Origin of the sequence: Streptomyces iakyrus, assembly GCF_000717055.1 — a bacterium.
GTDB lineage: Bacteria > Actinomycetota > Actinomycetes > Streptomycetales > Streptomycetaceae > Streptomyces > Streptomyces iakyrus.
Genome location: NZ_JNXI01000002.1, coordinates 155,356 through 178,250, shown reverse-complemented (window position 1 = coordinate 178,250; position 22,895 = coordinate 155,356). Strand labels below are relative to the sequence as shown.

Genomic DNA, 22,895 nt, shown 5'->3' with positions numbered 1-22,895 from the left:
GGTTCCCGGGTGGTTCCGCGCTTCCAGTAGGAAATCTCGGAGGTCGTCGATCTTGTTGAACGCCGACACTATGCTGCCCCTGCTGGCAGCGCAGCGTGAGATCTGGTTCGCCGAACAGCGGCTGAGCGACGGCAATTCGGTGTATCAGGTCGGCGAGTACGTCGATGTGCAGGGCGAGTTCGACACGGAGATCTTCGAGCGCGCGTTGCGGTCGGTCGTCGCCGGCCTGGACACCGTGCACAGCCGCTTCCACCAGGACCGCGGCCGGGTGGCGCAGAGCATCGACCCGGACCGGCCGTGGGAGCTGCGCGCCGTCGACCTGTCCGGTGCCGACGATCCGCAGGCCGAGGCCGACGCGTGGATGCGCCGGGAGCTGTCCCGGCCGACCGATCTGACGGACGGTCCGCTGTTCCGTTTCGCGGTGCTCCGCCTCGGCCCCGAGCGGCATCTGTGGTACCAGAACTACCACCACATCGCCATGGACGCCTACGGCTCCGCCCTGGTCTCCCGCCGGGTCGCCGAGGTCTACACGGCGCTCACCGAGGGGCGCGACCCCGGCCCCAACCCGTTCGGTTCGCTGCGCGAACTCGCCGACGAGGACGCCGCGTACCGCTCCGCGCCGGACTTCCGGCAGGACCGGGATTTCTGGCTCGGGCAGCTGGGCGGCCGGCCGGCGCCCTCCCCGCTCGTCAGCCGGTCCCGGGGGGCGGCCGCCACGTTCCGCAGCGTGACGCGATGGCTGTCCGAGGAGCGGTTCGACGCCGTGCGCGGGACCGCCCGCAGCGTCCGGGTGCCCTGGCCGGTGGTCGTCACGGCCGCCGTGGCGCTGCACGTCCAGCGGCAAACCGGGGACGAGAACGTCCTCCTCGCCTTCCCGCTCTCCGCCCGCGCGAGTCAGCTCGCCCGGCAGACCCCGGCGAACCTCGCCAACGTCCTGCCGCTGCCGCTCACCGTCCGCCCGGACATGACCGTCACCGCCCTGCTGGAGCACGTGGCCGAGCAGATGGCCGCGGCCGTGGCACACCAGCGTTACCGGGGCGTGGACCTCCAGCGGGACCTCGGTATGAAACATGCCACGTCCCTGCTGCCGGTCGTCAACGTCATCTCGCACCCGTACGACCTGCGGTTCGGCGCGGCGCGCGGCACGATGCGCAACCTGTCCTCCGGTCTGGTGGGCAACCTGCTGTTCATGATCTGGGACCGCCAGGACGGGCAGGGCCTCCAGGTCGACGTCAACGGCCGTGACGACCTGGGACTGGCCGACCACCGCGACGCGTTCACCGCGACGCTGGAGGCGCTCGCCGCCACGGACCCGTCCCAGCCGGTGAGCGGCGTCGGCGGCCCGGCTCCGGCGCCCGTGGACACGGCTCCCCGGACCGCGGCGGCCACCGCCGCCCCCGGCGCGGCCACCCTCCCCGAGCTGTTCGCCGCGCAGGCCGCCGCCACCCCGGACGCCCCCGCACTCACGGCGGACGGCACCACCTGGTCGTACCGGGAACTCGACGAGCGGTCGAACCGGCTGGCCCGCGCCCTCATCGCCCGCGGCATCGGCGCGGAGGACGTCGTCGCCGTCGCGCTGCCCCGCTCCGCGGACCTCGTCCTCGCGCTGCTCGGTGTCCTCAAGTCCGGCGCGGCCTATGTCGCCGTCGACCCCGGATACCCGCCCGCCCGGATCGCGTACATGCTCCAGGACGCGGCGCCCCAGCTGCTGATCACCTCCTCGACGGCCCGGCTCGCCACCGACCGGGACCACCTGCTCATCGACGCCCCGGAGTTCCGCGCCGAGGCCGACGGCCGCGACGCCGGGCCAGTGGCCGCGGACGAGCGGGTCTCGCGCCTCGAGCCCGGCTGCCCCGCCTACCTGACCTACACCTCCGGCTCCACGGGCCGCCCGAAAGGCGTGATCACCTCCCACGAGAACGCCGTCCGCCTCTTCACCACCACCCGCGAGCCGCTCGGCTACGGTCCCGGCGACGTGTGGACGCTGTTCCACTCGGCCGCCTTCGACTTCTCGGTCTGGGAGATCTGGGGCGCGCTGCTGCACGGCGGACGGCTGGTCGTCGTCCCCTTCGAGGTGAGCCGCGCGCCGCAGCGGTTCCTGCGGCTGCTCGCCGACGAGCGGGTGACCGTCCTCAGCCAGACGCCTTCGGCGTTCTACCAGCTCATGGCCGCCGACCAGGAACTGCCCGAGGTGAGCCGCCGGTTGCGGCTGCGCACCGTGGTCTTCGGCGGCGAGGCGCTCCAGCCCGCCCGCCTCGCCGACTGGCGCCGCCGCCACGGCGGCACCGGACCGGCGCTGGTGAACATGTACGGCATCACCGAGACCACGGTCCACGTCACCCACGTCGAGCTGGGTCCCGAGCAGGGCCCGGACAGCCTGATCGGCGTCCCGCTCGCCGACCTGACGGTCCATCTCCTGGACGAACGGCTGCGGCCGGTGCCGGTCGGCGCGATCGGCGAGATGTACGTCTCCGGACCCGGCCTGGCCCGTGGCTATCTCGGCCGCCCGGGCCTCACCGCGCAGCGGTTCGTCGCCGACCCGCACGGGCGGGCCGGCGAGCGCATGTACCGCACCGGCGACCTGGCCCGCCGCGACCCGGCCGGCCGGCTCACCTTCGTCGGGCGCTCGGACGACCAGCTGAAGGTCCGCGGCTTCCGTATCGAGCCCGGCGAGGTCGAGGCCGCGCTCGCCGAGTGCCCCGGCGTGGCGCTCGCCGCGGTTGCCCTGACCGAGGAGCGGGAGGACGACCGGCGCCTGGTCGCCTTCGTCGTCGCCGAGGACGGAGCCGACCCCGCGCCCGAGGAGATCAAGGAGGCGGTCCGCGCCCGGCTGCCCGAGTACATGGTGCCCGGCCGGATCGTCCGCACCGACGCGCTGCCGCTCACCGCCAACGGCAAGCTCGACCGCGGCGCCCTGGCCACGGCCACGGACCCCGCGCGCACCCCGGCGGGCGGCGGGCCAGCCTCCCGGCTCGACATCATGTGCGCGCTCTTCGCGCTCGTGCTCGACGAACCCGAGGTCGGCCCCGACGACGACTTCTTCGACCTCGGCGGCCACTCTGTGCTTGCCACCACACTCATCACCCGAATCCGGTCGACGTTCTCCGTCGAGGTGGACCTGCGCGTGTTGTTCGACGACCCCACCCCGCGCGCGATGACCGCCGCCCTGGACGAGGCCGGCCTGGCCCGCCCGCCCCTGGTGCGGCGGGAGCGGGCCGGTGAGCTGGAGGCCTCCTACGCGCAGCGCCGGATGTGGTTCCTCCAGCAGATGGACGGCCCCGGCGGCGCGTACCACATCCCCTCGGTGCTGCGCATCGACGGCCATCTGGACATCGCCGCTCTCAGCGCTGCCCTCGGGGACGTCCTCGCCCGCCACGAGAGCCTGCGCACCGTCCTCCCGTATGTCGACGGCCGCCTCCTCCAGCAGGTGCTGCCGCCCGCCGCGCCCGCCCTGGCCGCGACCCCCGTCACCGAGGCCGAACTCGACGAACGCCTCGCCGCGGGCGCCCGCCGCCCCTTCGACCTCGCCGTCGAACCGCCGCTGCGCGCCGAGCTGTTCAGCACCGGCGCCGAAGCCCACGTCCTGCTGCTCGTCCTGCACCACTGCGCCTGTGACGCGCTGTCGATGCGGCTCATCGCCCGCGACCTCGACCGCGCCTACGCCGCCCGCGCCGCCGGCCGCGCCCCGCGGCTCGATCCGGCACCGGTGCGCTACAGCGACTACACGCTCTGGCAGAACGAGCTGCTCGCAGCGGACGGCACCGGCGGCGGCCTGCTGGAGACGCAGGTGGCGTACTGGCGCGAGCAGCTGGCCGGCCTGCCCGAGCAGATCGAGCTGCCCACGGACCGGCCACGGCCCGCCGTCGCCTCGTACACCGGCGACCACATCAGCGTCTCCCTCGACGCCGGACTGCACCGCCGCCTCGTCGACCTGGGCCGGGCCTCGGGAGCCAGCCTGTTCATGGTGCTGCACGCCGGCCTCGCGGCTGTGCTCTCCCGCCTCGGCGCCGGTGACGACATCGCCGTCGGCAGTCCCGTCGCGGGCCGACTCGACCAGGCGCTGGACGACGTGGTCGGCGCCTTCGTGAACACCCTCGTGCTGCGCACCGACGTGTCCGGCCGCCCCGCCTTCACCGATCTGCTCCAGCGGGTCCGCGAGACGGCCCTGGCCGCCTACGCCCACCAGGACGTGCCCTTCGAGTACCTCACGGACGCCCTCGCGCCCGAGCGGTCGCTGGCCCGCCACCCCCTGTTCCAGGTCATGCTGGGTCTCCAGGACACCGCTCCCGCCGGTGAGTTCACCCTGCCCGGCCTCACCGTCTCCACCGAGCTGGGCCGCACCGGGACCGCCAAGTTCGACCTCTTCCTCAGCCTGGTCGAACGGCGCACGGCCGACGGCGCCCCAGCCGGCCTCGACGGCTACCTCGAGTACGCCTCCGACCTGTTCGAGCCGGAGACCGTGCGAACCCTGTTCGACCGGTTCGCGCGGCTGCTCGCCGGGGCCGCCGCCGACCCCGGCAGCCCCGTCGACCGGATCGACCTGCTCACGGCCGACGAGCGCGCCCGCCTGCTGACCGCGGGGACCCCCGGCTCGGTGGAGCTGCCCGAGGCGACCGTCACCGGTCTCTTCGCCCGGCAGGCCGCCGCCAACCCGGCCGCGATCGCGGTCTCGGCGGACGGCCGCGACCTCACCTACGCCGACCTGGAAGCGCGCGCCGACCGGTGGGCCCGCGCCCTGGCCGGGCACGGCGTCCGCGCCGGGGACACGGTCGCCGTGGCGCTGCCGCGCTCACCGGAGTTCGTGGTCGCGCTGCTCGCCGTACTGAAGGCCGGCGCCGCCTACGTACCCGTCGACCCCCGCTATCCGGCCGCCCAGGTCGCCTCGATGCTCGGCGAGACCCGGCCGAAGGCCGTGCTCACCTCCCGTGACACCGACGTCCGCCACCTGCCGGACACCGCGGCGCCTCGCCTGCTGCTGGACGACCTGAACGCGGCGTCGGCACCAGCGGCGCGGGACGCGGCCCCGCCGCACCCGCTCTCCGCCGCCTACGTCATGTACACCTCTGGCTCTACGGGCCAGCCGAAGGGCATCGTGGTGACCCACCGCGACATCGCCGCCCTGGCCACCGACCCGAGCTTCGGCGACGATGTCTGCGCCGGCGTCCTCGTGCATTCGCCCGCCGCCTTCGACGCGTCGACGTTCGAGATCTGGGCCCCGCTGCTCCGGGGCGGCCGGCTGATCCTCGCCCCCGCGCACGCACTGGACGCCGAGGAATACGCCGACCTGATCGTCCGTCACCGGCCGAGCGCGCTGTGGCTCACCGCCGCGCTGTTCGCCGTCGTCGCCGAGTACCGGCCCGAGTGCTTCGCGGGCGTCCGCCAGGTGTGGGCGGGCGGCGAGGAGATCGCCCCGTCGACGGTGCGGCGCGTGCTGGCCGCCTGTCCGGACACCGTCGTCGTCAACGGCTATGGGCCGACGGAGACCACCACCTTCGCCACCAGCCACGCCGTACGCGACCTCGCACCCGAGGCCCGCAGCGTGCCCATCGGCCGCCCGCTCGCCGGCATGCGCGCCTACGTCCTGGATGCCGGTCTGCAACCGCTGCCCCCGGGCGCCACGGGCGAGCTGTACCTGGCCGGCGCCGGGGTCGCCCGCGGCTACCTCGGCCGGCCCGCGCAGACCGCGGAGCGGTTCGTCGCCGACCCGTACGGTCCGGCCGGGGAGCGCATGTACCGCACCGGCGACCTCGCTCGCTGGACCCCGGACGGCGTCCTGGAGTACCTGGGGCGCACCGACCGGCAGGTCAAGCTCCGCGGCTTCCGCGTCGAACCCGGCCACGCCGAGGCGATCCTGCGGGAGCACCCCGCGGTCGCCCAGGCCGTGGCCGAGGTGCGCCGCGAGGGCGACGGGGAGCCCCGGCTGGTCGCCTACGTCGTACCGGCGGAGGGCGGACGGCCCACCCGCGACGAGCTGCGCGCCTTCGCCGGGCGCCGCGTACCGCAGTACCTGGTGCCGCAGGAGATCGTCGTCCTCGACGCCCTGCCGGTGACCGCGCACGGCAAGCTGGACCGCGCGGCCCTGCCCGTGACCGTCGCCCGGCCCGGCGGACGCACCCCCGCCGGCCAGGCCGAGCACCTGCTGTGCACGCTCATGGCCCGGGTGCTCGGGCGCGACGCGGTCGGTGCCGACGACGACTTCTTCGGTCTCGGCGGCGACAGCATCGGCGCGATCCGGCTGGTGAGCGCCGCCCGTACCGAAGGGCTCGCGTTCACCGTGCGGGACGTGTTCGCGCACCGGACCGCGGCGGAGCTGAGCCGGAGCGCCGGCGCACCGGACGCCACCGCGGAGGGCGAGGCCGACGACACCGACACCGGCCCGGTCCCGGCCACCCCCATCGTCCACTGGCTGCGCGAACGCGGCGCTCCGGTGCATCGCTTCGCCCAGTCCCTGCTGCTGTCCTGCCCGCCCGGCCTCTCCGAGGAGGCGCTCCGGGACGCCGTCCACGCGGTGACCGACACCCACGAGGCACTCCGACTGAAGCTGGTCGACCAGGACGACTCCTGGACCCTTGATATCCAGCCGCCCGGACGGACTCCGGTCGCCGGCCTCGTGCGCCGCGTCGACGCCACCGGCCTGGGCGAGGACAGCCTCGCCGACCAGGCCCGCGCCGAGGTGTCGGCCGCGGCCGACCGACTCGACCCGTACGCCGGGCGGATCGCGCAGCTCGTCTGGTTCGACCGCGGTCCGGACGCGCCCGGCCGGCTCCTCCTCGTCGTCCACCACCTGGCCGTCGACGGAGTCTCCTGGCACATCCTCACCGACGACCTGATCCAGGCGTACACCCAGGCGGCCGCCGGTCGCACGCCGGACCTGCCGCCGGTCGGCACCTCGATGCGCCACTGGGCGCGACGCCTGACCGCGCAGGCCACCCAGCCCGACCGGCTCGCCGAGCTGCCCCGCTGGATGGACGTCCTCGACGCCCCCGACCCGCTGCTGACGCCGAAGCCTGCCGATCCCCGGCTCGACCTCGCCGCCGACACCGTCGACACCGTCACCACGCTCCCGGAGGACGTCGTCGGCCCTCTGCTGACGACCGTCCCGGCCGCTTTCCACTGCGGCGTCGAGGACGTGCTGCTGACGGCGCTCGGACTGGCCGTGGCCGCCTGGCGCAGCGACCGGGGGGACGACACCGCCGACGGCGTGCTCGTCGACGTCGAGGGCCACGGCCGCGAGGACGTGGTCCCGGGTGCCGACGTGTCGCGGACGCTCGGCTGGTTCACCACCCTGCACCCGGTCAGGATCGACCCCGGCCGGATCGCCTGGGCCGACGTGACATCGGGCGCTCCGCGCCTGGGCGACGCCGTCAAGCGGGTCAAGGAGCAGGCGTGCGCGGCGCCGGACGGCGGCATCGGATTCGGGCTGCTGCGCCAGCTCGCCCCCGGCTGCCGCGAGGTGCTCGCCCGCCTCGGCGCCCCGCAGATCGGCTTCAACTACCTCGGGCGGTTCGCCGCCCCGGGCGCCCCGCTGGGCGGCGAACCGGGCTGGGGCATGGCCCCCGAGGCGGTCATGGTGACGACCACCGACCCCGGCCTGCCCGTCGCACACGGCCTCGAGGTGCACGCCGTCGTGCACGACGCCGCCACCGGGCCCCGGCTGACCGTCACCTGGACCGGAGCGCGGCGGCTGTGGTCCGAAGCCGACCTCACCGACCTCGGCGGGCGGTGGACGGCGGCCCTCGAAGGCATCGTCCGGCACACCCTCGCCCCGGACGCGGGCGGCCACAGCCCGTCCGACTTTCCGCTGGCCGACCTGACCCAGAACGATATCGACGACGTCGAAGCCGCGTGGTGACCATGGTGAAGCCGTCCCGCCTGGAAGACATCCTGCCGCTCAGCCCGATGCAGGAAGGGCTGCTGTTCCAGACCGAGTACGACCGGTCCGGACCGGACGTGTACGCCGTGCAGCACACGATCGAGGTCGAGGGCCCCCTCGACGCCTCGCTGCTGCGCGGTTGCACCGGGGCCCTGATCGACCGGCACGCCGTCCTGCGCACCGGTTTCCGCCGGGCCCGCTCGGGCCGCTCGCTCCAGGTCGTGGCGCGTACCGTGCCGCTGCCGTGGACCGAGTCCGACCTGGGCGGCCTGCCGGCTGCGCAAGCGGAGGCGGAGGGCGAGCGTCTGGCGGCGGCGGACCTCGCCGAGCGGTTCGACCTGTCGAAGCCGCCGCTGATCCGCTTCCACCTGCTGCGATACGGCCCCGCGCACCACCGCCTCGTCGTCACCAGCCACCACATCGTTCTCGACGGCTGGTCCACCCCGGTTCTGCTGCGCGAGCTGTTCACGCTGTACGGCGACGGCGGCGACCCGCGCACCCTGCCGCCCGTCACGCCGTACAAGGAGTACCTGGACTGGCTGGGACGCCAGGACCGGAAAGCCGCCGAGCGGGCGTGGCGGGCGGCGCTCGCCGGGATCGAGACGGCGACCCGGATCTCCGCGGCCGACCCCCGCTCCCCGCTGCTCCCGGACCGCATCGTCCAGCCCGCCGACCCCAGGCTCACCGCCACCCTGGAGGACACCGCCCGCGGCCTCGGCGTCACCCTCAACACCGTCGTGCAGGCCGCCTGGGGCCTGGTGCTGGCCCGGGCGACCGGCCGTCAGGATGTCGCCTTCGGCGCGATCGCCTCCGGCCGGCCCGCCCATCTGCCCGGGGTCGAGTCGATGGTCGGTCTGTTCATCGCGATGCTCCCCGTACGGGTGCGGTGGGCGCCGGACGAGTCGCTGCGCGACCTGCTGATCCGGTTGCAGGCCGAGCAATCCGCGCTCGCCGACCACCACCACCTCGGACTGACCGGCATCCAGCGCGAGGCACCGGTCGCCGACCTCTTCGACACCGCCGTGGTGTTCGAGAACTACCCCTTCGCCGACCGGGCCGTCGACGCGGGCGACGTCCGGTTCCGGCTGGCCCTCGGCGCGAGCCGCGACGCCACCCACTACCCGCTCACCCTCCTCGCCGCCCCGGGCGAACGGCTGTACCTGCGCCTCGACCACCGCGCCGACGCGGTCGACCGGACGGCCGCACAGACGCTGATGGACCGGCTGCACCAGGTGCTGCGCACCCTCGCCGACCACCCCGACCGCCCGGTCCGCGCGGTCGACGGGCTGCTCGGCTCCGAGCGGCGGCTCGTCCTCGACCGGTGGAACGCTCCAGGCGAGGCGGAGGAGGGCGCACCGGACGGTACCGGCCGGCCGGAGGGCCTCGCGCGCCAGCTCCCCGAGCAGTTCGAACGGCAGGCAGCCGCCCACCCGCAGGCCGTCGCGGTGACCGGCGACGGGCACCAGCTCAGCTACGCAGGGCTGAACGCCTCGGCCAACCGGCTGGCCCGCGAACTCGTCGCCCACGGCGTCGGCCCGGAGACCGTCGTCGCGCTCGTCCTGCCCCGCTCCCCGGAGCTGGTGACCGCGGTGCTGGCCGTGCTCAAGGCGGGCGCCGCCTACCTGCCGGTCGACCCCGAACTCCCGGCCTCACGCAGGGAGTTCCTCCTGAGTGACGCCGTTCCACACCTGGTGCTCACCCACACCCGCCTCGCCGACGACCTGCCCACGGGCTTGCCGCAGCTCCTCCTCGACGCCCCGGACATCCGCGCACGCGTCGCCGCCCGGGCGCCCGGCAACCTGTCCACCGCCGACCGCACCGCCCCGCTGACCGCGGACCACCCGGTCTACGTCATGTACACCTCGGGCTCCACGGGGACGCCGAAGGCCGTCGTCATGCCCGGGACGCCCCTGATGAACCTGATGCGCTGGCACCACCGCCGTATCGGGGGAGGAGTGGGCACCCGGGTCGCGCAGTTCACCGCGATCGGCTTCGACGTGTCCGCCCAGGAGATCCTGTCGGCCCTGCTCGCCGGGAAGACGCTGGTGGTGCCGGACGACGAGACGCGGCGGGACGCCGCGCGCCTGGCCGCCTGGCTCGACGCCATGGAGATCACCGAGCTGTACGCGCCGAACCTCGTCCTCGACGCGGTCGCCCAAGCCGCCCTGGAGCAGCGCCTGGACCTGCCGAAGCTGCGCCACGTGGCCCAGGCCGGAGAGGCGCTGACCCCGTCGGACGCGCTGCGGGCGTTCTTCGCCCGCGTCCCCGGCCGCCGCCTGCACAACCACTACGGGCCCACCGAGACCCACGTCGTCACCGGTACGACGCTGCCCGCCGAACCCGCCGACTGGCCGACGGCACCCCCGCTCGGCCGCCCGGTCACGCACACACGGTGCTACGTCCTGACCGCCGACCTGCTGCCGGCCCCGCCCGGCGTACCGGGCGAGCTGTACCTCGGCGGCGCGGCCCCGGCCCGCGGATATCTGTGCCGTCCGGGCATGACGGCCGGGCGGTTCGTCGCCGACCCGTTCGGCGAGCCGGGGACGCGCATGTACCGCACGGGTGACCTCGCCCGGTGGACGGGGCAGGGCGAGCTGGAGTATCTGGGCCGCGCGGACCACCAGGTCAAGATCCGCGGCTTCCGGGTCGAGCCGGGCGAGATCGAGGCGGTCCTCGCCCGCCATCCTGGCGTCGGCGGAGTGGCCGTCGTGCCCCGCACGGACGGCGGCCACCAGCGCCTCGTCGGTTACGTCGTACCGGCCCCCGGAGCCGCCGTGCCGGTGGAGGAGCTGCGCCGCCTCACGCAGGACCAGCTCCCGGAGTTCATGGTGCCGTCGGCGTTCGTGCTGCTGGACGCGCTGCCGCTGACCCCCAACGGCAAGCTCGACCGCGCCGCCCTGCCCGCGCCCGAGCGGACCGCCGCCCTGGCGCGGTCCGGGCGCACACCGCAGGAGCAGATCGTCTGCGAGCTGTTCGCCCAGGTCCTCGGACTGCCCCGGGTCGGCGTGACCGAGAGCTTCTTCGACCTCGGTGGGCACTCGCTGACCGCCACCCGGCTGGCCGCCCGCCTGCGCCACACCTTCGATGTGGAACTGGGCCTGCGCGACCTGTTCGAGTCGTCCACCCCCGAGGCGGTCGCCGCCCTGCTCGGCACGGCGGGCCCGGCCCGGCCCGCGCTCGCGCGCCGCCCGCGCCCCGAGGCGCTGCCGCTGTCCTACGCTCAGCGCCGGCTGTGGTTCCTGCACAAGATGGAAGGACCCAGCCCCACCTACAACATCCCGATGCAGCTGCGTCTGACCGGGGACCTCGACCAGGCGGCCCTGGAGCAGGCGCTCGGCGACCTGGTGACCCGGCACGAGAGCCTGCGGACCGTGTTCCCGGAGGCAGGTGGCGTCCCCTGCCAGCGGATTCTGCCGCCGCACGAGGCGGCACCCCGGCTGGTCACGACGGCCGTCGGCGATGACGAACTGCCCGAGGCGCTGCGCCGCGGCGCCCGCTGCGCCATCGACCTGATGACCGAACCGCCGCTGCGGGCCCACCTGTTCCGGACCGGACCGCGCGACCACGTGCTCCAGCTGGTGGTCCACCACATCGCCGGGGACGGCTGGTCGCTCGCCCCGGTCGCCACCGACCTGGCCCGCGCCTACGCCGCCCGCACCGCCGGTGCGGCGCCCGACTGGGACGAACTGCCGGTCCAGTACGCCGACTACACGCTGTGGCAGAACGAGATCCTCGGCGAGCAGCGCGACCCCGGGAGCCTCCTCGCCCAGCAGGTTTCCCACTGGACCGGCCGGCTGTCCGGGCTGCCCGACGAGCTGGCGCTGCCCACCGACCGGCCGCGCCCCGACGTGGCCTCCTTCCGGGGCGACTACCTGACGGTGGAGTGGGACGCCGACCTGCACCGCGCGCTGGACGCGCTGGCCCGGCGCTGCGGCGCCACTGTCTTCATGGTGCTCCAGGCGGGCCTGGCGGCCCTGCTCTCCCGGCTCGGCGCGGGCCACGACATCCCGATCGGCAGCCCGATCGCCGGCCGCGCCGACCAGGCGCTCGACGACCTGGCGGGCTTCTTCGTCAACACCCTGGTCCTGCGCACCGACACCTCCGGCGAGCCGACCTTCGAGGAACTCGTCCGCCGGGTCCGCGACACCGCCCTGGACGCCTACGCCCACCAGGACGTGCCGTTCGAGTACCTGGTGGAGGTGCTGAACCCGCCCCGCTCCCTGGGCCGCCACCCCCTGTTCCAGGTGATGTTCGCCCTCCAGAACGCGCCCGAGGCCAGCTTCCGGCTGCCCGGTCTGGAGGTCGAGGTGTCGTCGGGCCGGACCGGCACCGCCAAGTTCGACCTGTTCTTCAGCATGGCCGAGCACCGGGACGCCACCGGTGCGCCGTCCGGCATCGAGGGCGCCGTCGAGTACGCCACCGACCTGTACGACCCGGACACCGTGCGCGGCCTGTTCCGCCGGTGGACCCGACTCCTCACCCAGGCCACCGCCGACCCCTCGCAGCGGCTCGGCCAGATCGACGTGCTCGACGCGGCCGAGCGGCGCACGCTGCTCCACGACCGCAACGCGACCCGAGCCGAGGGCGAACAACCGCCGTACACCCAGCTGTTCGACCGGCAGGCCGAACGGACGCCGCACGCCGTGGCGGTCGTCGCCGACGACGCGGAACTGACCTACGGCGCGCTGCACGAGCGGTCGAAGCGGCTGGCCCGGGTGCTCGCCCGGCACGGCGCCGGGCCGGGCCGGCTGGTCGCCGTCGCGCTGCCGCGCTCGGCCGACCTGGTCGTCGCGCTGCTGGCGATCGCCAGGACCGGGGCCGCCCACGTCCCCCTCGACCCGGCCCACCCGGCCGCACGGACCGCGCTGATCCTGCGGGAGGCGCGCCCCGCGCTGGTCGTGGGTACCAAGGCGACCCTGGCGGATCTGCCCGACGACGGCGGGACCTCGCTGGCCCTCGACGACCCGCGGGTGCGGGCCGCCGTCGCCGAGGGGCCCGACGAGACCCCAGACGTACGGCCCGGACCCCGGGACGCGGCGTACGTCATCTTCACCTCCGGGTCCACCGGCCGCCCCAAGGGCGTTGTCGTGGAGCACGGCGCGCTGACCAACCTCCTGCTCGGCATGCGCGACCTGGTGCCGACGGGCCCCGAGGACGCGCTGCTCGCGGTGACGACGATCGCCTTCGACATCGCCGCTCTGGAGATCTTCCTGCCGCTGACCGGCGGGGCACGAGTGGTGCTCGCGGCCGAGGAGACGGTCGCCCGGCCCGCCGCCCTCCTCGAACTGATCCGGCGGACCGGGGTGACCGTCGTCCAGGCGACCCCGTCCTGGTGGCAGATGGTCGCCGCGCACGACCTCGAGGCGCTGCGCGGACTGCGCATGCTCGTCGGCGGCGAGGCGCTGCCCCCGCCGCTCGCCGCCCGCCTGCGCGAGACCGGCTGCGAGGTGCTCAACGTCTACGGCCCGACCGAGACGACGATCTGGTCCACGGCCGCCGCCCTGTCCGGCCGCACCGACACCGTCATCGGCCGGCCGATCCGCAACACCCGCGTCTATGTGCTGGACGCGTCACTGCGCCCGGTGCCCCCCGGCACGCTCGGCGAGCTGTACCTCGCCGGCGACGGACTGGCCCGCGGCTACCTCGGCAGGCCGTCCCTGACAGCCGGACGCTTCACCGCGGACCCCCACGGCCCCGCCGGAACCCGCATGTACCGCACCGGCGACCTGGTCCGCTGGACCGCCGACGGCCACCTGGAGTTCGCGGGCCGGGTCGACCACCAGGTCAAGCTCCGCGGCTTCCGCATCGAACTGGGCGAGGTCGAGTCGATGCTCGTCGCCCACCCGGAGGTTGCGCAGGCGGCGGCCGTCGTCCGCGAGGATCGGCCGGGTGACCGGCGCCTGGTGGCCTACGTCGTGCCGGACGCCGGCGGCGCCTCGCCGGACACCGGCCGTGACCGGGAGCACGACCAGCTCGACGCCTGGCGCGACCTCTACGACACGGTCTACGCCGCCTCCGACCCGGTCCCCTTCGGCGAGGACTTCGCCAGCTGGAACAGCAGCTACGACGGCCGGCCCCTGCCGCTCGACGAGATGCGCGAGTGGCGCGACCGCACGGTGGAACGCATCCGCGAACTGCGGCCCCGGCGCGTTCTGGAGATCGGCGTCGGCACCGGCCTGCTGCTGTCCCGGCTCGCCGCCGACTGCGAGACCTACTGGGGCACGGACATCTCCCCGTCGGTGATCGGGACCCTGCGCGGCCATGTGGCCGCCGACCCGGAACTCGCCGAGCGGGTCCGTCTGCTGGTGCGCCCGGCGCACGACATCGACTGCCTTCCCGAGGAGCACTTCGACGTCGTCGTCCTCAACTCGGTGATCCAGTACTTCCCGCACGCCGACTACCTCGAACGGGTGATCGGGGGCGCGCTGCGGCTGCTCGCACCGGGCGGCGCCGTCTTCCTCGGCGACGTACGCGACCTGCGCCTGCAACGCACCTTCGTCACCGGTGTGCAGGCCGCCCGCGGGCGCACCGGCGACAACCCCGACGAACTGCGCCGGGCCGTCGAGCACGGTGTGATCCTGGAGAAGGAACTCCTGGTCGACCCCGGCTTCTTCACCGTGCTCCAGCACCGGATGCCCGCACTGACCGCGCACACCGTCCAGGTCAAGCGGGGCCGGGCGCACAACGAGATGACGCGCTACCGGTACGACGTCGTCCTGCGCAAGCAGGGCGCCCCGGCCCACCGGATCACGGAGACCGCACAGCGGCCCTGGCCCGCCGACGGTACGGCCGGGCTGGCCGCGCTGCTCACCGGCGAACATCCCGAGGCCGTGCGCGTCACCGGCATCCCGAACGGACGTATCGCCGCCGAGGCGGCCCTCGCGCAGGCGGTGCGGGACGGCACCCGGCCGCCCGCCGCACCGGCCGGCGACGGCGTCGAACCGGAGGACCTGTACGACCTGGCGGCCGCCCACGGCTACCGGGCGTGGGTCACCTGGTCGGCATCCGACCCGTACGCCCTGGAGGCCGTCTTCGCCGATCCCGCGGCCGTCCCCGCCGCGCACCCGGACTCCGGGCCGCCGGCCGGCCTCTACCGGCCGGCCGTCTCCCCGTCCTCCCGGGCCGGCCTGTCGTCGTTCACCAACAGTCCGCTGACCGCACGCGACACCGGTGCCCTCATCGCCCGGCTGCGCGAGCACCTGCGCGAACGGCTTCCCGACTACATGGTGCCGTCGGCGTTCGTCCCGCTGAACGCCCTGCCGCTGACCCCCAACCGCAAGCTGGACCGCACGGCGCTGCCCGCACCGGACATCGTCGTCAGCGGTTCCTCGCGCGAGGCGCGCACCCCGCAGGAGCACATCGTGTGCGACCTGTTCGCCCAGGTACTCGGCCTCGCGCGGGTCGGGGTGCACGACGGCTTCTTCGACCTCGGGGGCCACTCGCTGCTCGCCACCCAGCTCATCGCCCGGCTGCGCGCCATGTTCGGCGTCGAACTGCCGCTGCGATTGCTGTTCGAGGCCTCCACCCCAGCCGGGGTGGCCGCCCGGCTCGACGAGGGCGGCACGGCCCGCCCCGCCCTCGAACGCCGGCCACGCCCGGCGGTGCTGCCGCTGTCGTACGCCCAGCGCCGCCTGTGGTTCCTGCACCAGATGGAAGGACTGGGCGGGATGTACAACATCCCCCTCGGTCTCAGGCTGACCGGCACGCTGGACCACCAGGCCCTCCAGACCGCGCTGACCGACGTCGTCGCCCGCCATGAGAGCCTGCGCACGGTTTTCCCGGACGACGGGGGAGTGCCCCGTCAGATGATCCTCGCCCCCGAGTCGGCGAAGCTGGTGCTGCACGAGCGGGCCGTCACCGAGCGGGAACTGCCGACCGCGCTGGAGCGGGCCGCGCGCTACCCGTTCGACCTCGCCACGGAGCCCCCGGTGCGCGCCGACCTGTTCCGCCTCGCCCCCGACGAGCACGTCCTGCTCCTGGTGCTGCATCACATCGCCGGGGACGGCTGGTCCCTCGGCCCCCTCGCCGGAGACTTGGCCCGCGCCTACGCCGCCCGTACCGCCGGGGCGGAACCCGACTGGGCGCAACTGCCGGTCCAGTACGCCGACTACACGCTGTGGCAGAACGAGCTGCTCGGCGACCACGACGACGCCGACAGCCTGCTCGCCCGCCAGCTCGCCTACTGGACACGCCAGCTGGCCGGTGCCCCGGCGGCACTGGAGCTGCCCACGGACCGCCCCCGGCCGCCGGTGGCCTCCTACCGGGGCGACTACGTCACCGTACAGATCCCGGCCGCGCTCCACGAGCGGCTGGCCGACCTCGCCCGGCAGACCGGCGCGACCCTGTTCATGGTGCTCCAGGCGGGCCTGTCCGCCCTGCTGCACCGGCTCGGCGCGGGCACCGACATCGTCACCGGCAGCCCGATCGCCGGACGCACCGACCAGACCCTGGACGAGCTGATCGGCTTCTTCGTCAACACGCTGGTGCTGCGCACCGACCTGTCCGACGACCCCACCTTCGAGGAGCTGGTGGCCCGGGTCCGGGAGACCGCGCTGGCCGCCTACGCGCACCAGGACGTGCCGTTCGAGTACCTGGTGGAGAAGCTGAACCCGCCGCGCTCACTGGGCCGGCACCCGTTCTTCGGCGTGATGTTCGCCCTCCAGAACGCCTCCGAGGGCAGCTTCCAGCTCCCCGGCCTCAACGTGGAGATCGCCCACGGACGCACCGGCACCGCCAAGTTCGACCTGTTCTTCAGCCTCGCCGAGCAACGCGGTGCGCAGGGCGTGGCCGACGGCATCGCCGGTGTCGTCGAATTCGCGGACGACCTCTACGACCCCGCGACCGTGCGCGACCTCTTCGCCCGGTGGGTGCGGCTGCTGGAGTCGGCGGTGGCCGGGCCGGGCAGGCGGGTCAGCGGGCTGGACCTGCTGGCCGCGCACGAACGGCACGAGATGCTCGCCGCCGCGTCCGGGCCCGCCCTGCCCACCCGCTCGGCCGGACTCCCCGACCTCTTCGCCGCCCAGGCCGCGGCCACCCCGGACGCCGTCGCGGTGGCCGACGACGACACCGCCCTCACCTACGCCGAACTCGACGCCTGGTCCACGCGTCTGGCCGCGGTCCTGGCCGCACGGGGCGTCACCCGGGGCAGCGCGGTCGCCCTGCTCATGCAGCGCTCGCCCGCCCTGGTCGCCGCCATCCTCGCGGTGCTGCGCGCGGGGGCGGCCTACGTCCCGCTCGACTCCCGCTACCCTGCCTCCCGCCAGCGTCTCGTCCTGGCGGAGACCGGCAGCGTGCTGCTCCTGACGGACCCCGCCTCCCAGGCGGGCCTGGACGACTTCGGGACACCGCTGCTCGTGGTCGACCCGCGGCCGGACCACCGCACGCCGCCCACACCGCCCCTGGCGGAGACGGACGGCGACGACGCGGCGTACATCATGTACACCTCCGGATCGACAGGCCGCCCCAAGGGCGTGGTCGTCACCCACCGCAACATCGCCGACTTCGTCGCCGACCCCTGCTGGCACGGTGGCGCCCAGCGCCGGGTGCTGCTGCACTCACCGCTCGCCTTCGACCTGTCGACCTACGAACTGTGGGTGCCGCTGCTCACCGGCGGCCGCATCGAGCTGGCGCCGCCCGGCGAACTCGACGCCCACACTCTCGCCGACGTCATCACGCGGCGGCGGATCACCTCGCTGTGGCTGACCAGCTCCCTGTTCAACCTGATGGCCGACCTGGAGCCGGGCTGCTTCGCCGGCGTCGAGCAGGTGTGGGCCGGCGGCGAACCGGTGTCCGTCGCCTCCGTGCGGCGCCTGCTACAGGCCCATCCGCGGCTGCTGGTGGTCGACGGCTACGGCCCCACCGAGGCGACCACCTTCGCCAGCTACCACCCCGTGCCCGCCGCCGACGCCGCCGCACTCGGCACCTCGGTGCCGATCGGACGGCCGATGGCGAACATGGGCACCTATGTGCTCGACGCCGCGCTGCGGCCCGTCCCGCCGGGCGTGGTCGGCGAGCTGTACCTGGCCGGGACCGGCGTCGCCCGCGGCTATTTGGAGCGCCCCGCGCCGACCGCCGAACGGTTCGTCGCCTGCCCCTTCGGGCCGCCCGGGCTGCGCATGTACCGCACCGGCGACCTCGCCCGCTGGACCCCCGACCACGTCTTGGAGTACGCCGGCCGCGTCGACCAGCAGGTCAAGCTCCGCGGCTTCCGCATCGAGCCGGGCGAGGTCGAGGCCGTTCTGCTCGACCACCCCGGCGTCACGCAGGCCGCGGCGGTGCTGCGCCGCGACCTCGCCGAAGAGGCGCAGCTGGTCGCCTACGTCGTACCAGGCACCGCCGAACGGAACCGGCAGACGGAGACCGAACAGGTCGGCGAGTGGCTTCAGGTCCACGACTCCCTGTACGGATCTGAGCGGGATGAGCGAGACATGGCCCTCGGCGAGGACTTCACCGGCTGGGTCAGCAGCTACGACGGACAGCCCATCGCCGGCCACGCCATGCGCGAGTGGCGCGAGCGCACCGTCGAACGCATCCGCGAGCTGAACCCCGGCCGGGTCCTGGAGATCGGTGTCGGCACGGGCCTGCTGCTCGCCCGCCTGGCCCCCGACGCCCAGGAGTACGTGGCCACCGACTTCTCGCCGACGGTCGTGGAGGCGTTGCGGCGCCGGGTGGCGGCCGATCCCGCCCTGGCCGGCCGCGTCCACCTGCGGACCCAGGCCGCGCACGAACTCGCCGGCCTGCCCGAGGAGCACTTCGACGTCGTCGTCGTCAACTCGGTGGTGCAGTACTTCCCGAACGCCGACTACCTGACCGACGTCCTCGCCACGGCCCTGCGGCTGCTCGCCCCCGGCGGCTCCGTCTTCGTCGGTGACGTGCGCAACCTGCGGTTGCTCGACGCATTCGCCGCCGGGGTCCAGGCCGCCCGGACGGGCACCCACGACCTGCCCGCGCTGCGCGACGCCGTCACCCAGACCACCCGGCTGGAGAACGAACTCCTCGTCGACCCGGACTACTTCACGGCCCTGCGGGACCGGCTCCCGGACCTGGGCGCGGTGTCCGTACGTCTCAAGCGCGGCCGGCACGACACCGAACTCACCCGCTTCCGCTACGACGTGGTCCTGCGCAAGCGGGGCGGCCACCCCGGCCCGGACCTCGCCCCGCAGACCGTGGAGTGGACGGCTGGGACCGGGCGGTCCGCGGTGGAGGAGCGGCTTGCGTCCACCCGGCCCGCGGCCCTGGTCGTCAAGGACGTGCCCAACCCCCGGGTCGCCGCTGACGTGGCCCTCGCGGGAGCCCTGCGCACAGGCGAGCTGTCACCCGCCCCCGACGCCGACGTCGGCGTCGACGACTGGTACGAGCTGGGGGAGCGGCTGTCGTACCGGGTCGCCGTCACCTGGTCGGACACCGCCCGAGACCGGGTCGACGTGGTCTTCGCCGACGCCGACGCCCTGCCCGACGCCCCGGATCCGCTGCCGGCCGTGCTCGGTTCCGCACCGCCCGCGCCCGGTGCACCGGAGCCGGCGGCGCGCTTCACCAACGACCCGACCGCGGCCCGCGGTGACGCCGCCCTGGTGGCGTCACTGCGCGAGTTCGCGAGGGAGCGGCTGCCCGTCTTCATGGTCCCGTCGATGTTCGTCCCCCTGGAGGCGCTGCCGCTGACTCCGAACGGGAAGCTCGACCGGGCCGCCCTGCCCCGGCACGACCCGCGCATCGGCGCCGCCGCCCGCGCCCCGCGGACCCCGCACGAGCAGGTGGTGTGCGAACTCTTCGCCGAACTGCTCGGCGTCCCCTCTGTCGGGCTCGACGACAACTTCTTCGAACTCGGCGGGCACTCCCTGCTCGCCACCCGGCTCATCGCCCGCATCACGTCGGCGTTCGGCGTGGACGTCGGCCTGCGCACCCTGTTCGAGTCGCCGACCCCGGCCGGGATCGCCGCCCGGATGGACATGGACGACGCCGACAGCGGCTACGACGTCATCCTGCCGCTGCGCGCCACCGGCAACGAGCCGCCGCTGTTCTGCGTGCACCCCGGCGGCGGCATCGGCTGGTCGTACATGGGCCTGATCCGCCATCTCGATCCGGACGTCCCTGTCTACGCGGTGCAGGCCCGGGGCCTGGCCCGGCCGGAGGCCGAACTCCCGGCCGACATGGAGGAGATGGCCGCCGACTACGCGGACCACCTGGAGGCCGCCTTCCCCGAGGGGCCGTACCGCGTCCTGGGCTGGTCGTTCGGCGGACTCGCGGCGCACGCCCTCGCCACCGAGCTGCAACGGCGCGGGCGGACGGTGCAGTCGCTGACCGTCGTCGACGTCCATCCCGGCTGGCTGGGCCTGACCCACGACGACGTGCCACCGCTGGACGACCGGAACATGCGCCCCCACCTGGAGTACCTGATGCGGCTCGTCGGTCTCGACCCCGACCTGTTCGACGCGGAGGTGTTCGTCTTCGACGAAGTCATGAAACTGCTGCGCGAGCGCGGCAGCGCCCTGGGAGCCCTGGACGAGGAACGGCTGCGCGCGATCACGGCGATCTCCGCCAACAACAACCACCTGATGATCGACTACCGGCCCGCCGTGTTCGACGGGGACATCCTGCTCCTCGCCGCCACCGACCAGCAGAAGCCCGAGGCCACCGCCGCCGCCTGGCGCCCGTACCTCACCGGAGAGGTCCGCACCCACGTCGTCCCCGGCGACCACGGCACCCTGCTGTCGCGCCCCGGCTCGCTCACCCAGGTCGGCGCCCTCCTCTCCGCGGCCCTGCGCGGAACGGGCGTCTCATGATCGCGCCCGCACCCCTGACCGGGGCCCGGCTGGACCGCGCGTACTCGCCGAGCCACCTGGTGCCGAGCCTGTGGCACTACCTCGACGAGTACGCCGACCTCAGCGCGCGGGCCCGCCGCGCCTCCGGCGTCCGCACCGGACTGCGCTACGGCCCGGGATCCGCCGAGAAGCTCGACTTCTGGCCCGCGCGTCCGGCACCCGCTCCGGTCCAGATCTTCGTGCACGGCGGCAACTGGCAGGAACTCACCGAGCGCAGCTCGGCGTTCGCGGCGCTCGCCTTCCGCCGCGCCGGAGCCGCGTTCGCCGCCGTCGGCTACGGGCTCGCCCCGGCCACCCCGCTGGACGAGATCGTGGCCGCCGTGCGCCGGTGTGTCCGCTGGATCCACCAGAACGCCGACGACCTCGGCGTCGACCCGCGCCGCATACACCTCAGCGGCACCTCGGCCGGCGCCCACCTCGCCGCGATGGCCCTCGTCCCGGCCGGGCCGGGCGGACCCGCGCCGGCCGCGCTGCTCGCCGGTGTCACCCTGCTCAGCGGGATCTACGACCTCGAACCGGTCAGCCGCTCCTACGTCAACGAGGCGCTGCGGCTGGACGCCGACGCGGTCCGCCGCAACAGCCCGCCCGATCTGCTGCCGGACGAGCTGCCCCCGGTCGTCCTGGCCCGTGGCGGCGTGGAGACCGAGGAGTACGTGCGCCAGCACGACCTGATGGCAGAGGCACTGCGCCGCCGCGGCGCGCTCACGGCGAACGTCGTGGAAGCGCATCGCAACCACTTCGACCTGCCGTACGACCTCGCGGACCGAGCGACGCCGCTCGGCCGTGCGGTCCTGGCACAGATGCGGCTCCCCGACGGCCGGGACGACCGCGACGACCCCTCCGCGGAGGTGACCGCATGACGACCGACATCCTCCCCTCGCCGGTGAGCCGCTTCGACGGCACCCGCGAGGAAGCGGAACGGTACGACCGGGCGGACCCGCTCGGCTTCCTGCGCGACCGGTTCGTGCACGCCGAGCCCGACCTGCTCTACCTGGACGGCAACTCGCTGGGGAGGCTGCCCGCAGACACCCCGGACTTCGTCGCCGACGTGATCCGGGACGGCTGGGGCCGCGGCCTGATCCGCTCCTGGCACGACTGGATCGACTGGAACCGGCGGATCGGCGACCGGCTCGCCGAGCACGTCCTCGGCGCCCACCCGGGCGAGGTAGTGCTCTCCGACTCGACCACCGTCAACCTGTACAAGCTGGCCTGGGCCGCGCTCGACCACGCCCCCGGCCGGCGCGCCCTCGTGGTGGACGCCGACGACTTCCCCACCAACCGGTACGTCGCCCAGGGACTGGCCCGCCAGCGCGGCCTCGACCTGCGCCTCGTGCACTCCGATCCGGACCGGGGCCTGGACCCGGAGCGACTGCGGGCCGCACTCGACGACCAGGTGGCGCTGGTCGTCCTGTCGTACGTGGCCTACCGCAGCGGGGCGCTGGCCGACATGGCCGCGGTCAACGCCCTGGCCCAGGAGGCCGGGGCACTGGTGCTGTGGGACCTGTCGCACGCCGCCGGGGCGGTCCCGGTCCGGCTCACCGAGGACGGCGCGGACCTCGCCGTCGGCTGCACCTACAAGTACCTCAACGGCGGCCCCGGCTCGCCCGCCTTCCTCTATGTGCGCCGCTCGCTCCAGCGGCGGCTGCGGCAACCGATCCAGGGCTGGTTCGGACAGCGTGACCAGTTCGCCATGGCGGCCGACTTCGACCCCGTCGAGACGGTCGACCGTTTCCTGACAGGCACGCCGCCGATGCTCTCCACCGCCGCGCTCGTGCCCGCGCTCGACCTGGTCGAGGAGGCGGGGGTCGACCGGTTGCGGGCCAAGGGGCGGCTGCTCGGCGACCTGGCCGTGGATCTCGCGGCCCGCTGGCTCGCACCGCTCGGCTTCCGTCTGGCATCACCCGAGGACCCGGACCGGCGCGGCTCGCACGTCACCCTGTGGCACCCCGACGCCTGGCGGATCTGCCGTTCCCTCGCCGATGACGCGGGCGTCGTCTGCGACTACCGGGAGCCGGACCGCCTGCGCATCGGACCCTCACCCGCGTACACCCGTTTCACCGACGTGTGGGACGCCCTGGACCGCACCAGGCGCCTGGTGGAGAGCGCCCGGCACACCCGGCTGCCGCGTGAGAAGGCACGTATCACCTGACGCCGCACCGTCCGCCAGCACACGGCGTGACGACTGACCACCGCAGATCGACGAA

4 protein-coding genes are annotated in these 22,895 nt (G+C 74.4%); all 4 read left to right on the top strand.

The genetic code is table 11. The features are described 5' to 3' along the window. Positions 1-55 precede the first annotated feature (55 nt). From OO68_RS03430 to kynU, 4 genes are read left to right on the top strand one after another with little or no spacing between them, the layout of a single operon-like run. Positions 56-7,852: a non-ribosomal peptide synthetase gene (locus OO68_RS03430; RefSeq protein WP_245236893.1), complete on the top strand. Its 7,797-nt coding sequence runs from the start codon at positions 56-58 to the stop codon at positions 7,850-7,852. 2 nt (positions 7,853-7,854) lie between these two features. Continuing rightward, a complete protein-coding gene (locus OO68_RS03425; RefSeq protein ID WP_051814359.1) occupies positions 7,855-20,652 on the top strand; it encodes a non-ribosomal peptide synthetase in 12,798 nt (4,265 codons plus the stop codon). Beyond that, positions 20,649-21,551: an alpha/beta hydrolase gene (locus tag OO68_RS03420; RefSeq protein ID WP_051814354.1), complete on the top strand. Its 903-nt coding sequence runs from the start codon at positions 20,649-20,651 to the stop codon at positions 21,549-21,551. The genes OO68_RS03425 and OO68_RS03420 overlap by 4 nt, the downstream gene beginning before the upstream one ends. After that, entirely contained in the window at positions 21,548-22,840 is a 1,293-nt protein-coding gene (gene kynU / locus OO68_RS03415) for a kynureninase (protein ID WP_051814352.1), read from the top strand. The genes OO68_RS03420 and kynU overlap by 4 nt, the downstream gene beginning before the upstream one ends. Positions 22,841-22,895: the final 55 nt, after the last annotated feature.

Excerpts from the sequence above, each read along its gene's own strand:
- OO68_RS03420 (WP_051814354.1), top strand. The coding sequence starts at position 20,649 with ATGATCGCGCCCGCACCCCTGACCGGGGCCCGGCTGGACCGCGCGTAC.
- kynU (WP_051814352.1), top strand. The coding sequence starts at position 21,548 with ATGACGACCGACATCCTCCCCTCGCCGGTGAGCCGCTTCGACGGCACC.
- OO68_RS03425 (WP_051814359.1), top strand. The coding sequence starts at position 7,855 with ATGGTGAAGCCGTCCCGCCTGGAAGACATCCTGCCGCTCAGCCCGATG.